The sequence below is a fragment of the Carboxydocella sporoproducens DSM 16521 genome (assembly GCF_900167165.1).
Taxonomy (GTDB): Bacteria; Bacillota.
The window spans coordinates 72067-86773 of record NZ_FUXM01000008.1 but is presented as its reverse complement, the minus strand read 5'-3'; the positions used below and the strand labels follow the sequence as shown (position 1 = coordinate 86773).

The window sequence follows — 14707 nt, the reverse complement described above, 5'->3', positions numbered from 1 at the left end:
GCGTATAACTCCGTCTGGCCTGACCTGAAGTTATTGGCCCTGTCCGTACGGTGACCCCGTTTAGCCGGTGTCGGACAAACCGGTAGGCGTCCTAACAGGACGCGGGAGGCGGAGTTATACTCCCACCGGGAGGTCAGCATAAACCGGTGCAGTACTCCCGTCCGGGTGGAACTCCCGGGCCGAGGTCCCCTGTCGCCCTGCCCCGCGGGGGCAAATCAAGTATTCGGAAAGGAGGCGAAATCCTGGTCTGGGGGCCAACTTGGCTGGAGATAAAAACAGTCAAGTTTTTTGAACCAGGTAGGAATATGTTCAATGAAACACCGGTAAGCGAAAAAGCTCTGGCTTACTTAAAAAAATATGGCCTCTGGGGTTTAATTGGTTTAGGTTTGCTGGTTTATGGTTTATTACCTGGGGGCGGACAAAACCAGGAAGTGCCGGTTTCCGCACCGGCTACGTCCCAGCGGGATAGTGACATCGCCAGTGCGGAACGGGAACTGGAAACCAAGGCAACAGATATTCTGCGCCAGGTAGCTGGAGCTGGAGAAATCAAGGTGCGGGTAGTGTTAAAGGCCACGGAAAACCGTAACTTTGCGGTGAACTCCAATATCACCCGGCGCACAACCCAGGAAAAGGATGAGCGGGGTGGCAACCGGACCATAACGGAAGTAACGGAACAGAACCAGCTGGTTCTAACCCGTAATGGCTCACAGGAGGTACCGGTGATGGTGCAGGCGGTGCGTCCGCCCATTGAGGGGGTAGTGGTGGCTGCTACCGGGGCCCGCGATCCGGTTATTAAGGCCCAGCTGGCTAACACTGTGGCAACTCTGTTCCATATTCCTGTGCATCGGGTAACGGTGATTGCTGCGCAGTAAAAAATCATGGAGGAGGTTTTACAGATGGAGAGAAAGTTTAAAGACTGGGGAATGGTGGCGATTGTTGGCGGTTTGATTTTACTGGCAGGACTTTCGGTTAATGATGATTTTATCGATTTTGTTAATAGCCTCAGGCAGGCTAAAAGTACTGCTCATCAGTTAAGCGAGAAGCCGGCACCACTGCCTACCGGAAAAGAGGAACAGCCTAAATTGCCGGCTACTCCGGTACTGCAGCCGGAGACCCGGGAAAGCAATGGTTTTTTTGAGGACTACCGTCTGGAACGGGATCGGATCAGGAGTCAGCAAATTGAGACACTGAAGGAGATTGTAGCGGGGGATGGGGCAGCCGAAATCAAGCGCAAGGCACAGGAACAGTTACTTAACCTGACCGCCAGTGCCGCCAAAGAGGTGGAAGTGGAGAATTTGCTCAAAGCCAAAAATTTTCAAGATGTAGTAGTTTTTCTACAGGAAAAAGGGGCTACGGTGGTAGTGAAGGAACAGGCTCTGGATGGGGATGGACTGGCCCGTTTGACGGATCTGGTAGCCAAAGTCAGTGGCAGAAATCCTGCGGATATAATTATAATTCCTAAAAAGTAGATATATTGTATACTTGTTGTGGATTAGTTCCCAACTGAACTTTTGCACAGTATAATAACAGACAGAAAGGTGAAAATTGCCCAGGCACTTTAGGCCTGGGTCTTTGCTTATGAAGAAGTAAGGGGGAAAGTCATGGTGAAAAAGCGTGTGCGCATTACTGATACTACTTTAAGGGATGGACACCAGAGCCTGTGGGCTACCAGGATGCGAACGGAGGAAATGGTGCCCATTCTGGACAAATTGGATAAAGTAGGATATAATGCTTTAGAGGTCTGGGGGGGAGCAACCTTTGATGTTTGTCTCCGTTACCTGAATGAAGACCCCTGGGAACGCCTGCGCACCATCAAACGGCATGTTCACCGCACCCCCTTGCAGATGTTGTTAAGGGGCCAATCCCTGGTGGGATATCAGCATTATCCTGATGATATCGTTGAAGAGTTCGTAAAAAAAGCGGTGGAGAACGGAATCGATATCATCCGCATTTTCGATGCCTTAAATGATGTGCGCAACCTGGCCAAACCCATTGAAGCGGCGAAAAAAGCAGGAGCTCATGTTCAGGCCGCTGTGGTTTATACCATCAGCCCGGTGCATACCCTGGAACATTATCTGGAAACGGCCCGGCAGCTGATTGGCCTGGGCACTGATTCCATCTGCATCAAGGATATGGCTGGTCTGCTGGCGCCCTACCGGGCATATGAGCTGGTAAAAGCTCTGAAAGAGGAACTGAAGGTGACAGTAGAGTTGCACAGCCATTACATCGGGGGTATGGCGGTAGGGGCATATCTTAAGGCTGCTGATGCCGGTGTCGATATCGTAGATACAGCTGCTGTGCCCCTGGCTTTTGGCGCTTCTCAGCCCCCGGTAGAAACAGTGGTCCGGGCTTTTGAAGGGACGGAGTTTGACACCGGACTGGACATCCACCTGCTGTTCGAGATTGCCCATTATTTTGAAGAATTGCGGCGTAAAAACGGGTACGAGCGGGGCGTGACCAGGATTACTGATATGAAGGTCTTTGAACATCAGGTACCGGGAGGCATGATTTCCAACCTGGTTTCCCAGCTGGAAGAACAACGGGCCCTGCACCGGATCCAGGAGGTTTTGGCCGAAATACCACGGGTGCGGGAGGATCTGGGCTATCCGCCGCTGGTAACTCCCACCAGTCAGATTGTAGGTACCCAGGCGGTATTAAATGTGCTGGCCGGGGAACGCTATAAGCTGGTACCCGGTGAAGTCAAAGCCTATGTCCGCGGCTATTATGGCAGACCGCCGGCTCCTATCAAAGAGGAAATAGCACGCCGGATTCTGGGGAATGAGGAACCAATTGCTTGCCGTCCGGCTGACCTGCTAGAGCCCAGACTGGCCAGGTGTGCGGAAGAAATCAAAGATCTGGCGACCAGTCCTGAAGACGTGCTGTCTTATGCTCTCTTTCCCCAGGTCGCTCGCAAGTTTTTTGAGTTCAGACGGCAAAAACAGGCGGAAGCGGCAGCAGAAGCCGTTGGCCGGCCGCCCAAAAAAGAAAATCAGCCCCCTGTACAGCAAGAGGTTACAGGCGGGACAGCAGCTGAGGAGGAGAATATGCTGAACCTGAAGGAAATCAAGGAATTGATTAAGGTTATACAGGATACCGATATTACCGAAGTCCACCTGGAAAGCGATGGAGTTAAAGTAGCCATTCGCAAGGGAGGAACAGCTCCGGTAATGATGGCTCCTACCCCGGTGATTACCCAGGTGGTAACAGAGGCAGCTCCGGCCCCGGCTCCGGCTGTAGCGGCGGAACAGCCTGCAGCAGCCCCGGCTCCGGCAGTGTCACCTGCTCCTGAGGTCTGCAAGGCCAATACAGTAGAAATCGTATCCCCAATGGTAGGTACTTTCTACCGGTCTCCGGCTCCGGATGCACCACCCTTTGTGGAAGTGGGCAGCATGGTAACTGAAGGTCAGACAGTTTGTATTATCGAAGCCATGAAGCTGATGAATGAGATTGAGGCCGAAGTCAGCGGCAAGGTAGTGGCGGTACTGGTAGAGAACGGACAACCGGTGGAATATGGTCAGCCGCTGTTCCTGATTGAAAAAATGTAATGGGCCCTGGAGGTGGACAGATGTTTAAAAAAATCCTGATCGCCAACCGGGGAGAAATTGCGTTGCGCATTATCCGGGCCTGCCGGGAACTGGGGATTGCTACTGTAGCAGTCTATTCCGAGGCAGACCGGGACAGTTTGCATGCCAGAATTGCTGATGAAGCCTATTGTATCGGCCCTGCTCCTTCGGCCAAGAGTTATCTCAATATTACCAACATCATTGCAGCGGCGGAGGTTTCAGGGGCAGAGGCCATCCATCCCGGTTTTGGTTTTCTTTCGGAAAACGCAGATTTCGCTGAAATCTGTCAGAGCTGCGGCATTACCTTTATTGGTCCCCCGGTGGATGCCATCCGGAAAATGGGGGACAAGGCGGTAGCCCGGGAAACTATGATTAAGGCAGGGGTACCAGTGGTGCCCGGGACAGAAGGAGTTGTCCTTTCTGAGGAAGAAGCACTGCGAGTGGCCGGGGAAATCGGCTATCCAGTGATGATCAAGGCTGCAGCCGGTGGCGGCGGCCGGGGTATGCGGGTGGCTCAGAGTGAGCGGGAATTGCTGAAACAGCTGCAGACCGCCCAGGCTGAGGCCAAGGCTGCCTTTGGCAATGAAGCGGTTTACATCGAAAAATATGTGGAAGAACCCCGTCATATCGAATTTCAGATTCTGGGCGACAAGTACGGTAACATAGTTCACCTGGGAGAAAGGGATTGCTCTATCCAGCGCCGTAACCAGAAATTGCTGGAGGAAGCACCTTCCCCGGCCTTGACCCCGGAATTGCGGCAACGCATGGGAGAAGCGGCCATCCGGGCAGCCCGGGCTGTGGGTTACTACAATGCAGGTACCATTGAGTTTTTGCTGGATAAACACGGCGATTTTTATTTTATGGAAATGAATACCCGGATTCAGGTAGAGCATCCGGTAACCGAACTGATTACCGGAATCGATCTGATCAAAGAACAAATTCGGATTGCTGCCGGAGAGGAGCTGGGTTATACTCAAGAGGATATCCGCATCCATGGCCATGCCATTGAATGCCGGATCAATGCCGAGGACCCAGCCCGCAATTTTCTGCCCAGTCCAGGACAGATCACCTTCTACCATCCCCCGGCGGGGCCCTGGGTTCGGCTGGATAGTGCTGTTTATCAGGGCTATGTCATACCCCCCTATTATGACTCCATGGTGGGCAAGCTGATCGTCTGGGGGCGGGACCGGCAGGAAGCCATCGCCCGCATGCAACGGGCTTTACAGGAGTTTGTTATTGAAGGTATTCATACCACCATTCCCTTCCATTTGCGCATTCTGGAAAATGCCTTCTTCCAGAGGGGAGAAGTTTATACTAACTTTATCCAGCGCCGCCTGTTGAATGATGAAAGCTGATTTTGTATAATAAAGCTAATAAGTACAGGAGGTGGCGCCCATGGATACCAGTACTATAGTGGAGCATCAGGGAGACCTGGGGGCAGTTCGGATTGTTCCGGAAGTGATCAGCATCATCGCCGGCCTGGCAGCCAGTGATGTACCCGGGGTTGCTGGAATGAGCGGCAGTCTGATGGGGGGAATTGCCGAGATCTTCAAGAAAAACCCCAGTAAAGGCGTCAAGGCGGAAGTAGGGGAGCGTGAAGTGGCCATTGATATTTTCCTGGTGGTAGAGTACGGGGTGCGTATTCCCGATGTAGCCGGCCAGGTACAGGCTGCTGTCAAGAATGCAGTGGAAAGCATGACCGGAATGACGGTAGTGGAAGTAAACGTCCATGTTCAAGGTGTTGTTTTCCCGCAGGCTGAAACCCGGAATGAAGAACCCCAGCCTCCTAGAGTGCGCTAGCTTTAACCCGTGGCCGTTTGGTCACGGGTTTTTAATTAAAATAATTTAAAAAATAAGGCACTTTAAATTGCGCTGTTCGCAATCAAAGTGCCATAAATCCTATACTCCTTTGATTAACCAGTAAGTCAGATAAGCTACCAAACCGGAGGCAGGAATGGTTAAAAACCAGGCGGTAATGATATTGATGGCTACCTGCCAGTTCACAGCAGAAAAGCGTTTGGCCGAACCTACCCCCAGAATGGAGGAGGAGACCACATGGGTGGTACTGACCGGAACCCCCAGTAAGGAGGCACCGTAAATAACTGTAGAGGAAGTGACATCAGCGGCAAAGCCATGAATGGGTTCCATCTTGAAGATTTTGCTGCCCATGGTTTTGATAATGCGCCAGCCACCGGCAGCTGTGCCCAGCCCCATGGCCAGGGCGCAGGCTGCTTTAACCCAGATAGGTACGGTGAATTCGGGAATGACCTGGGCACTAAAGAGGGCGAGGGCGATAATACCCATCGTTTTTTGCGCATCATTGGAACCATGGGAAAATGCTGCGGACATAGCGGACAAAATCTGCAAACGCCGAAAGACATTATTGACTTTGCCAGGAGCGAACCAGCCGAATATCCAGTAAAAAACGGTCATCAAGGTAAAGCCGATTAAATAACCGATAATGGGGGATAATACCAGTGGTAACAGAACTTTTTCTGTAAAGCCTTTAATAATAACTGCTTGCCAGCCGCCCGAGGCGATGGCAGCACCTACCAGGCCGCCGATGAGGGCATGGGAGGAACTGCTGGGAAAACCGTAATACCAGGTGAGCAGGTTCCAGAAAATAGCCCCAAGCATGGCAGCGGTTAGAGTATGCATGTTGACCAGGGAAGTCTCAACGATCCCTTTACCGATGGTTTTGGCTACCGCTGTACCAGCCATAGCCCCGGCGAAATTGAGAACGGCAGCAAGCATTACAGCAGTTTGAGGCTTTAAGGCCCGGGTTGAGACAGAAGTAGCGATAGCATTGGCAGTATCATGAAAACCATTGATGAAATCAAAAGCGAGTGCTAGTACAATCACGATTATCAGCAGTGCTGTTATACTAAGCATACTTCAGCACTACTCCTTTAAGCACATCGCCTACATCTTCACAGAGGTCCAGCAGATGTTCCATGTGCTCATAAATTTCTTTCCAGCGGATAAAATCCATAGGATCTTTAGCGGTATCGAAAAGACTCTGGATACCGGCACGGAAAATTGCATCTCCACGGCTTTCCAGGCTGTTGATTTCCCGGCAGAGCTTGACGATTTCCTCTTGATTGGCGGATACTTTATTGAGCAGGCAGACAGCTTTTTCTACCCGGGCGCAGACATCAGCTAATACCTCTGCCAGTTCTTTCACGCACTGAGTGGGCTCAGTGGCCCGGTAAAGGATCATACGGTCGGCAGTGCCATAGATGTAATCCAGGATATCATCCAGGAACTGGGCCAGTCGGAAAACATCTTCTCGATCAAAAGGGGTGATTAACGCGGAGTTTAATTCATCCAGCAATTGACGGGTAATTTCGTCTCCTTCGCTTTCAATTCTTTTCAGGGTAGCCATATTGGTTTCCAGTTTGCTCATGTCATTGACTGTTTCCTTCAGGATCCGGGCGGCCTGGGAAATAGCCTGGCCGTTTTTGGAGAACAGTTCAAAATAAATGGGTTTACTGGGCTTTAAATTAAGCATGAACTGAATACCTCCTGCTACTATGTATTAACTTTAAATCGCCACTCTGATTTTATCCTTATCGTACTCTTTCGACAAGACAATTTACAGAAGATTAACATTAAATTAACAAAGGTAAAAATCCCTGGTTCCCGGCAGGAAATAAGGTAATAAAAGCGAATAAATTACAATTGTACATATAGATAGAAAGGAGATAAAAACATGCGCGCTCTTGACCGTTTTCTCCTGGCAGTGTATTCTTTTATCGTTGGTTTAGGAATGGTAATACTGGCTCTTTACAGCCTGGGCTGGAATTTGCCTGCTTTTTTACTGGAAGAAAGCATGGGTTCTAGCAATTTTCGCTATGCTATGTTTGTTCTGGCTGTTATTCTGTTTTTATTGAGTGTACGCTTTCTCATTTCCGTTTTTGAACGCCGGGTTATCCCCCATATTTTGATTAAAGACAATCCACTGGGTCAAGTACATATCAGTGTGGAAGCCATTACCGGACTGGTTTCCAGGACTGCCTTCCAGTTGCCCGGAGTGCGGGAATGCCGGGCTCAGCTGGCCATGACTCCGGCCGGGTTGCAGATTCTGATTCGCCTAACCGTCAGCGGTGAGTTAAATCTGCCTGAACTGCTGACCTCCCTGCAGGAGGAGATCAAGCAGCGGCTGGCGCAAGTGGTGGGGCTGGAAGTCAATCAGATTCGGATACTGGTCACCTCCCTGCAGCCTGAAACCACTACCAGCAGCGGAAAGGTCAGGTGAGAGGAATGTGGAGAGAAATCATGGAAACATTAATAGTAGAACATCCGGGTAAAACAGCCGGTGCACTTATAGGATTGGTTTTTGGCTGGCTTACTATCCATTATGGGCTGTTTAAAGCTGTTTTTCTGTTGGCCTGTGTTGCTGGCGGTTTTTATTTGGGTAGCCGCTGGGAACGCGGTGAAGGCAGATTCTGGACCGAGCGCTTGATAAGGAGGCAAAACAGTGATACGTAGACAGGGCCGAGAAGCAGCATTACAAACCCTTTATCAGCTGGATTTAAGTGAAAGCGATTGGCAGGATACTCTGGTACACCTGACAGAAGAGTTTGCCTTGCCCCAGGAAGCAGTCACTTTTGCCCGCGAACTGGTCACAGGAGTGTTATCCTGCAGGTCCCAGCTGGATGAGGAAATCGAACAACGAAGTGAAGGTTGGCCTGTACGGCGCATGGGTGTCGTGGACCGCAACATTTTGCGGCTGGGGGCTTTTGAACTCCTGCACCGGGAGGACATACCCCCGGCAGTGGCTGTCAATGAAGCGGTGGAACTGGCCAAACGATATGGGGATAAAGATTCCAGCCGCTTTATTAACGGTATTCTGGGCCGGATGCTCAAGGAGCTGAAAAAGGATGAGAGATCTCTTTCTCGGCATTGATACCAGCAATTATTGTACTTCACTGGCACTGGTAGATGCAGAGGGAAAGCTGCTGGCGGAAAGGAGAAAGCTCTTGCCCGTAAAGCAAGGAGAACGGGGCCTGAGACAAAGTGAGGCCCTGTTTTTGCATTTAGGGCAGCTGCAGGAACTGGCCGGAGAAGTGCTGGGCCAGGCGGACCCCGCCCGGGTGGCAGCCATTGGGGTAAGCGTTAGGCCCCGGCCCCGGGAGGACAGCTATATGCCGGTTTTTAAGGCAGGAGAAACCCTGGCCCGGGCTCTGGCTGCTTTTTGTGGAGCGGCGGTAGTGGAGGTTTCCCATCAGGAAGGCCATCTAGCCGCAGGGCTGGCATCTGCCGGTGGGCCCGAAGCTTCTGCTTTTTTGGCTATTCACCTGTCAGGAGGCACTACTGACCTGCTGGAAGTGCGCCGGGTTGAGGAGCAAGGAAGTTTTTATCGGATTAAGCAGCTGGGGGGTAGCAAAGACCTCCATGCCGGGCAGCTGGTGGACCGGATAGGTGTGGCCCTTGGGCTTACCTTTCCCGCGGGCCCGGCCTTAGAGCAGCTGGCTCGCACCTGGTCTGGCCCTATTAAACCTTTATCCATCCCCTGCCAGCAGGGCTGGTTGCATTTAAGCGGGGCTGAGACCCAGGCCTACAAGGCCATCGCAGCTGGGGAACCGGCGGCAGCGGTAGCCAGAGCGGTGGAAAGCTGTCTGGCTAAAGGCCTGGAAAAGCTGATTCTGTATGGGCGGGAGCAGACTGGTCTTAAGGATGTGCTGCTGGTGGGCGGTGTAGCGGCCAACCAGTTTTTAAGGCAGAAATTAAGAAAGCGGCTGGAACATCCTGCCCTGGGTATAAGGCTATTTTTTGCAGAGGCGAGATACAGCGGGGACAATGCCCTGGGTCCGGCTCTACTGGCCCGTTATAATTTGTTAAAAAAATTACCGCTGACGGCAGGAATTAGTCCAATTGGCGAGAATAAATAAAAAATTGAAGACAATTATATTTTATGAGGGAGGGGAAGAAGGAGTGTACCGGATTTTACGCAAACAGGCGCTGTCGGAAAATATCAAGCTGATGGAAATTGAAGCGCCACTGGTTGCTCGCAATGCCAAGGCGGGACAGTTCATTATCCTGCGGGTAGACGAAAAAGGGGAACGGATTCCCTTGACCATTGCCGACTTTAATAAAGAAAAAGGCACTATTACCATTATTTTTGCCGAGGTTGGCTATACTACCCAGAAATTGGGCTGTCTCAATGAGGGAGATGCTGTTCTGGATTTTGTTGGACCTTTAGGCCATGAGTCGGAAATCGACAATTTTGGTCATGTGGTCTGTATCGGCGGTGGCGTGGGTATCGCCCCCATGTTTCCCATTACCCGGGAATTGTACAAGGCTGGCAACCGGGTGACTTCCATTATCGGAGCCCGTTGCAAGGATCTTTTGTTCTGGGAAGAGGAGATGCGGGCAGTTTCTCAGACCCTGCATGTTACCACTGATGACGGTTCTTATGGCCGCCATGGATTTGTAACCCAGGTCTTGCAGGAAATGATCGACCAGGGCGAAAAAATCGATCTGGTATATGCTATCGGTCCCTTGCCCATGATGCGGGCAGTGGCAGAAGTAACCAGACCCTATGGTATCAAGACTATTGTCAGCTTGAACTCCATCATGGTGGATGGCACAGGCATGTGCGGTGCCTGCCGGGTCACCGTAGGCGGAGAAACTAAATTCACCTGTGTGGATGGTCCGGAATTTGACGGCCATCTGGTGGATTTTGCTGAACAAATGCGGCGGGCCCAGATTTTCAAGGATGAAGAAGCACGGGCCAGGGCAGCTGGCAGTTGCGGGGGTGGTTGCGGATGTCACTAGAAAAAGGCAAAAAGGAGCTGGTCCTGAAGAAAACTCCGATCCCGGAACAGGACCCGGCAGTACGGGCCAGAAACTTCGATGAAGTAGCACTGGGTTATACGGAAGAACTGGCGGTTCAGGAAGCTAATCGCTGTCTCAGCTGTAAAAATGAACCCTGTGTCAAGGGCTGTCCTGTACAAGTGCCTATTCCTCAGTTTATCGCTAAAATCAAGGAAAAGGATTTTGCCGGGGCCATTCGGACCATTAAGACGAAAAACCTGTTGCCTGCTGTTTGTGGCCGGGTATGTCCTCAGGAAAACCAGTGTGAAAAGAACTGTGTAATGGCCAAGAAAGGCGAGCCGGTAGGGATTGGCCGGCTGGAGCGTTTTGCCGCTGACTGGGAAATGGCCCATGGGGTGGAAGTACCAGAGGTTGCTCCTCCCACTGGTAAGAAAGTGGCTATTATCGGTTCCGGGCCGGCGGGCCTGACAGCAGCAGCTGACCTGGCCAAGCTGGGCCATAAGGTAACTATATTTGAAGCTCTGCATGTCCCCGGTGGGGTGTTGATGTATGGTATCCCTGAGTTCCGTTTGCCCAAGCGGATTGTGCAGCAGGAAATTGATAATCTGCGCAAAATGGGGGTAGAAATCATCGTTAATGCCGTGGTCGGCAAGAGCATCACTGTGGATGAGCTGATGGAGCAGGAAGGCTTTGATGCGGTGTTCATCGGCACCGGTGCAGGTTTGCCCTACTTCCTGGGTATTCCCGGGGAAAACCTGAACGGCGTCTATTCAGCCAATGAATTCCTGACCAGAACCAACCTGATGAAGGGCTATCTCTTCCCCGAGTATGCCACTCCTATTAAGGTTGGTAAGCGGGCGGCCATTCTGGGTGCCGGGAACGTAGCCATGGATGCTGCCAGAACTGCCAAGCGGCTGGGGGCAGAGGAAGTATATATTGTCTATCGCCGTTCCCGGGAAGAAATGCCGGCTCGTTTGGAAGAAATCCATCATGCGGAAGAAGAAGGCATCAAGTTCCAGCTGTTGACCAATCCCATTCGCCTGCTGGGCAATGAGCAGGGCTGGGTGACAGCCATGGAATGCCTGCGTTATGAGCTGGGTGAACCCGATGCGTCCGGGCGCCGCAGCCCTGTGCCTATCGAAGGCTCCAATTTCATCATGGAAGTGGATACAGTAGTAGTGGCGATCGGTCAGGGTCCCAATCCTTTGGTACCGCGCACTACCAAAGGTTTGGAAACCAACCGGAAAGGCAATATTATGGCCAGTGAAGAAACAGGAGCTACTTCTAAGCCAGGAGTCTATGCCGGTGGTGATGTGGTGACCGGTGCAGCTACTGTTATTAAGGCTATGGGTGCAGGCCGGGTAGCGGCTACTGCCATTCACGAATATCTTATGAACAAGTAAGGCAGCCAGCGGCTGCCTTCTATTTTATCTGCGGAGGGCAAAAGATGACGGGAAAAACTTTCTGGACAGTGACAGAACTGAACAGCCTGATCAAACAGAGCCTGGAGACCAATTATCTGCTTAAAAGAGTCTGGATTAAAGGGGAGATAGCGGAATTTACCCGCCATCGCCTTTCCGGTCACTGCTATTTTACCCTGAAAGACCAGGAAAGCCAGCTTAAATGCGTTATGTTCCGGCAACAGGCAGCCAATCTACGTTTTCAACCCCGGGCCGGTATGGAGGTGCTGGTCCTGGGCAGTATCAATGTTTTTCTGCCGAATGGGATCTATCAGCTCTACGCCGAAGATATCCAGCCCTATGGCATTGGCAGCAGCCAGTTGCAGCTGGAACAGCTGAAGCGTAAACTGGAGGCAGAGGGGCTGTTCAGCACTGCCCGCAAAAGGCCTTTGCCGCCTTTACCTCGTCGGATAGCCCTGGTTACTTCCCGGCAGGGAGCAGCAGTACGGGATATGGTAAAAATACTGCGCCAGCGTTTTCCCATTATTGAGATCGTGATTGTGGATGTGCAGGTACAGGGTGAAGAGGCGCCTGCCTCCATCAAAGCTGGATTAGAACTGGCAGCAGCTCACACGGGGGCAGACCTGGTGATTGTAGGTCGAGGCGGAGGAGCCACTGAAGATCTGGCTGCCTTCAATTCGGAAATAGTAGTACGGGCCATTGCTGCCTGTCCCCTGCCGGTGATTGCTGCTATCGGGCATGAAAGTGATGTTACCCTGGCTGATCTGGTGGCTGATGTCCGCGCTTCCACCCCTTCCAATGCGGCGGAACTGGCGGTTCCAGTCTTACAGGAACTGCTGGGCCGTACGGCAGAAATGGCCCAGCGCTTAAGGGCTGCTATCAGCAATCGTTTTCGCTGGGAACGACAGCAGCTGGAACAACTGGCTTCCCGGCCTATATTGCAGCAACCTCAGCTCTATTTTGAGCGGAAATGGCAGGAGGTTGAAAGGATAGCAGGAAAATTGCAGACTGCTGCCGAAAATGTATATCTGCAAAAACAGCATCGCCTGGAGAAGACAGTAGCAGCTCTAAATGCTTTAAGTCCTTTAAAGGTGCTGGAGCGAGGTTACGCCTTCTGCCGAAGGGAACAGGAAGTAGTGACTTCAGTAGAACAGGTTCAGACTGGACAAGGACTGACCCTGCATATGAAGGATGGGGAAGTAGATTGTCAAGTTCAGGCGGTTAGGAGGAAAATGAATGGATAATCAACTGAGCTATGAAGAGGCAATGCAAAAGCTCGAACGCATTGTCAGCCAGCTGGAACGAGGGCAGTTGCCCCTGGAAGATGCCTTGCGTGCCTTTGAAGAAGGGGTAAAACTGGTCCGTCTTTGCCAGGAAAAGCTGCAGGCTGCTGAAGGGAAACTGTTATTGTTACAGGCTCAGTCTAATGCTAAAATTGAGTTACAGGAAGCGACACTGGAATAGAGGGTGGAGATGGATTTGCAAAAGTGGCAGGAGCAATTACTGGCAAAAAACAGACTGGTAGAGGACTGGCTCGAAGAGGTGTTACCCGGACCAGAACTGGAGCCAGGGCGCCTACATGAGGCTATGCTCTATAGTCTTTTTGCCGGGGGCAAACGTTTACGCCCAGCCCTGGTTTTGGGGGCTGTGGAAGCAGTAGGGGGAGAAGTTCAGGCTGCTCTGCCGGCAGCAGCAGCACTGGAAATGATCCACACCTATTCCCTGATTCATGATGATTTGCCGGCTATGGATAATGATGATTACCGCCGGGGTAAACCTACCAATCATAAGGTCTTTGGTGAAGCAACAGCCATTCTGGCAGGAGATGCCCTGTTGACCCTGGCCTTTGAATTGCTAGCCGCGCATTTACCGGGGGCTGGTGTAAGTCCGGAAATCGCATTACGGGTAATCAGGGAAATTGCCGAGGCTGCAGGTACTCAGGGCATGATTGGTGGGCAAATGGCGGATATGGAGGCCCAGGGGCAACAAGTTAATGGGGAACAGCTGGAAAAAATCCATCGCCGCAAAACGGGGGCCCTTTTCCGGGCAGCTGTCAGGGTGGGAGGCCTGATAGGTGGTGCTACCCCTGAACAACTAGCAGCTTTATCCCACTATGCTGAACAACTGGGCCTGGCTTTTCAAATCACCGATGATATCCTGGACATTACCGGAGACCCGGCCAAAATGGGCAAGGATAAAAATTCAGACCTGAAAAACTGCAAGGCCACCTATCCTTCACTATATGGACTGGAACAGGCCCGGATCATGGCGGAAAAGGCTGTAACCGCTGCCATTACGGCTTTAGGGATTTTCGGCGCAAAGGCTGAATTTTTGAAGGAAACAGCTTTATTTTTATTAAAACGAGAGCAATAGCTACTGGTCTGGCATTAATTAGCTGTTGCATGCTTAGATGGATTATGATAGACTGTAGCAGCTGACAGGGCGAATTGCTAAGAACAGCAAAATAGCATATAATATTTATTGAGCAATGATTCATCAGCCTGGCCGCTACGGTGGCAGGTGGTGCAGTATCCTAGTCGGCCGCAGCGTTTTTGAAGGCGGGCCTAAAAATCCGTCAAAGGGCACATCGATGAAGTTCCTGGTGTCGGCTTTCGACGCCCCGTCGGGGGTTGGTGCTGGGAGTTAAGGAAGATGGGGCGATCCACAAGGGCATGTGGGCGTTGACCCCGCTTCCGCGGAGGCCCAAGTGCGTGGTGACCTATGGCGAGTAGGAAGCTATGGCTTGGGGTTGAACCTGCAATTCATTATCCTGTTACGGCAGGATGGTGGGTGCAGTGTAGCCTGCCTTGAGCGGGTGTAGAGGATGGCGAGCTATCAGGCCTTTTAACCGATGGCGCCGAGGTTAAGGGACCTGTCGCCTGAAACTGCATCTGCAAAAGAGGCTAGAAGACGCCGGCGGTCGCCGAAGAAATTTCCTAGGCT

General features: G+C 51.7%; 16 protein-coding genes. 14 read left to right on the top strand and 2 right to left on the bottom strand.

The genetic code is table 11. The annotated features are described in order from the left end of the window. Positions 1-146 precede the first annotated feature (146 nt). From B5D20_RS05165 to B5D20_RS05145, 5 genes are all read left to right on the top strand, one after another. A complete protein-coding gene (locus tag B5D20_RS05165) occupies positions 147-872 on the top strand; it encodes a hypothetical protein (protein ID WP_078665161.1) in 726 nt (241 codons plus the stop codon). A 24-nt stretch (positions 873-896) separates the two neighbouring features. Beyond that, positions 897-1469: a SpoIIIAH-like family protein gene (locus B5D20_RS05160; RefSeq protein ID WP_159071833.1), complete on the top strand. Its 573-nt coding sequence runs from the start codon at positions 897-899 to the stop codon at positions 1467-1469. A 132-nt stretch (positions 1470-1601) separates the two neighbouring features. Continuing rightward, positions 1602-3545 carry an acetyl-CoA carboxylase biotin carboxyl carrier protein gene (gene accB / locus B5D20_RS05155; protein ID WP_078665159.1) on the top strand — a complete coding sequence of 648 codons (1944 nt, stop codon included), beginning with the start codon at positions 1602-1604 and terminating at the stop codon, positions 3543-3545. 20 nt (positions 3546-3565) lie between these two features. Continuing rightward, a complete protein-coding gene (accC, locus tag B5D20_RS05150) occupies positions 3566-4918 on the top strand; it encodes an acetyl-CoA carboxylase biotin carboxylase subunit (protein WP_078665158.1) in 1353 nt (450 codons plus the stop codon). A 40-nt stretch (positions 4919-4958) separates the two neighbouring features. After that, on the top strand, positions 4959-5363 hold the full coding sequence (locus B5D20_RS05145) for an Asp23/Gls24 family envelope stress response protein (protein ID WP_078665157.1): 405 nt from the start codon (positions 4959-4961) through the stop codon (positions 5361-5363). Between the two features lie 99 nt (positions 5364-5462). Here the strand turns inward: B5D20_RS05145 and B5D20_RS05140 are convergent, their stop codons facing one another. Next, positions 5463-6455: an inorganic phosphate transporter gene (locus B5D20_RS05140; protein WP_078665156.1), complete on the bottom strand. Its 993-nt coding sequence runs from the start codon at positions 6453-6455 to the stop codon at positions 5463-5465. Beyond that, positions 6448-7074 (bottom strand): DUF47 domain-containing protein, encoded by a 627-nt coding sequence (locus tag B5D20_RS05135; RefSeq protein WP_078665155.1) that lies wholly within the window; start codon positions 7072-7074, stop codon positions 6448-6450. Before B5D20_RS05135 ends, B5D20_RS05140 begins: the two co-directional genes overlap by 8 nt. A 201-nt stretch (positions 7075-7275) precedes the next feature. Between B5D20_RS05135 and amaP the strand changes: the two genes are divergently transcribed. From amaP to B5D20_RS05090, 9 genes are read left to right on the top strand one after another with little or no spacing between them, the layout of a single operon-like run. After that, complete coding sequence (amaP, locus tag B5D20_RS05130) at positions 7276-7821, top strand: alkaline shock response membrane anchor protein AmaP (protein ID WP_078665154.1); 546 nt, start codon at positions 7276-7278, stop codon at positions 7819-7821. 20 nt (positions 7822-7841) lie between these two features. Beyond that, the gene (locus B5D20_RS05125) at positions 7842-8054 is read left to right on the top strand and encodes a DUF2273 domain-containing protein (RefSeq protein WP_242952043.1); all 213 of its coding nucleotides are present in this window, start codon (positions 7842-7844) and stop codon (positions 8052-8054) included. Next, complete coding sequence (nusB, locus tag B5D20_RS05120; RefSeq protein ID WP_078665152.1) at positions 8044-8472, top strand: transcription antitermination factor NusB; 429 nt, start codon at positions 8044-8046, stop codon at positions 8470-8472. The genes B5D20_RS05125 and nusB overlap by 11 nt, the downstream gene beginning before the upstream one ends. Then, positions 8447-9457 (top strand): Kae1-like domain-containing protein, encoded by a 1011-nt coding sequence (locus B5D20_RS05115; RefSeq protein ID WP_078665151.1) that lies wholly within the window; start codon positions 8447-8449, stop codon positions 9455-9457. The genes nusB and B5D20_RS05115 overlap by 26 nt, the downstream gene beginning before the upstream one ends. 43 nt (positions 9458-9500) lie before the next feature. Further along, a complete protein-coding gene (locus tag B5D20_RS05110; RefSeq protein ID WP_078665150.1) occupies positions 9501-10343 on the top strand; it encodes a sulfide/dihydroorotate dehydrogenase-like FAD/NAD-binding protein in 843 nt (280 codons plus the stop codon). Further along, the gene (gltA, locus tag B5D20_RS05105) at positions 10334-11746 is read left to right on the top strand and encodes an NADPH-dependent glutamate synthase (protein ID WP_078665149.1); all 1413 of its coding nucleotides are present in this window, start codon (positions 10334-10336) and stop codon (positions 11744-11746) included. Before B5D20_RS05110 ends, gltA begins: the two co-directional genes overlap by 10 nt. A gap of 44 nt (positions 11747-11790) precedes the next feature. Further along, a complete protein-coding gene (gene xseA, locus B5D20_RS05100) occupies positions 11791-13008 on the top strand; it encodes an exodeoxyribonuclease VII large subunit (RefSeq protein ID WP_078665148.1) in 1218 nt (405 codons plus the stop codon). After that, on the top strand, positions 13001-13228 hold the full coding sequence (gene xseB / locus B5D20_RS05095) for an exodeoxyribonuclease VII small subunit (RefSeq protein WP_078665147.1): 228 nt from the start codon (positions 13001-13003) through the stop codon (positions 13226-13228). The genes xseA and xseB overlap by 8 nt, the downstream gene beginning before the upstream one ends. Positions 13229-13237: 9 nt before the next feature. Beyond that, complete coding sequence (locus B5D20_RS05090; RefSeq protein WP_078665146.1) at positions 13238-14137, top strand: polyprenyl synthetase family protein; 900 nt, start codon at positions 13238-13240, stop codon at positions 14135-14137. Positions 14138-14707: the final 570 nt, after the last annotated feature.

Bases quoted from the DNA above. Each gene is read 5' to 3' on its own strand.
- xseB (WP_078665147.1), top strand. From the start codon at position 13,001: ATGGATAATCAACTGAGCTATGAAGAGGCAATGCAAAAGCTCGAACGC.
- B5D20_RS05135 (WP_078665155.1), bottom strand. From the start codon at position 7,074: ATGCTTAATTTAAAGCCCAGTAAACCCATTTATTTTGAACTGTTCTCC.
- accC (WP_078665158.1), top strand. From the start codon at position 3,566: ATGTTTAAAAAAATCCTGATCGCCAACCGGGGAGAAATTGCGTTGCGC.
- B5D20_RS05160 (WP_159071833.1), top strand. From the start codon at position 897: ATGGAGAGAAAGTTTAAAGACTGGGGAATGGTGGCGATTGTTGGCGGT.
- B5D20_RS05125 (WP_242952043.1), top strand. From the start codon at position 7,842: ATGGAAACATTAATAGTAGAACATCCGGGTAAAACAGCCGGTGCACTT.
- B5D20_RS05140 (WP_078665156.1), bottom strand. From the start codon at position 6,455: ATGCTTAGTATAACAGCACTGCTGATAATCGTGATTGTACTAGCACTC.
- B5D20_RS05090 (WP_078665146.1), top strand. From the start codon at position 13,238: ATGGATTTGCAAAAGTGGCAGGAGCAATTACTGGCAAAAAACAGACTG.
- B5D20_RS05145 (WP_078665157.1), top strand. From the start codon at position 4,959: ATGGATACCAGTACTATAGTGGAGCATCAGGGAGACCTGGGGGCAGTT.
- amaP (WP_078665154.1), top strand. From the start codon at position 7,276: ATGCGCGCTCTTGACCGTTTTCTCCTGGCAGTGTATTCTTTTATCGTT.
- accB (WP_078665159.1), top strand. From the start codon at position 1,602: ATGGTGAAAAAGCGTGTGCGCATTACTGATACTACTTTAAGGGATGGA.
- B5D20_RS05115 (WP_078665151.1), top strand. From the start codon at position 8,447: ATGAGAGATCTCTTTCTCGGCATTGATACCAGCAATTATTGTACTTCA.
- gltA (WP_078665149.1), top strand. From the start codon at position 10,334: ATGTCACTAGAAAAAGGCAAAAAGGAGCTGGTCCTGAAGAAAACTCCG.
- xseA (WP_078665148.1), top strand. From the start codon at position 11,791: ATGACGGGAAAAACTTTCTGGACAGTGACAGAACTGAACAGCCTGATC.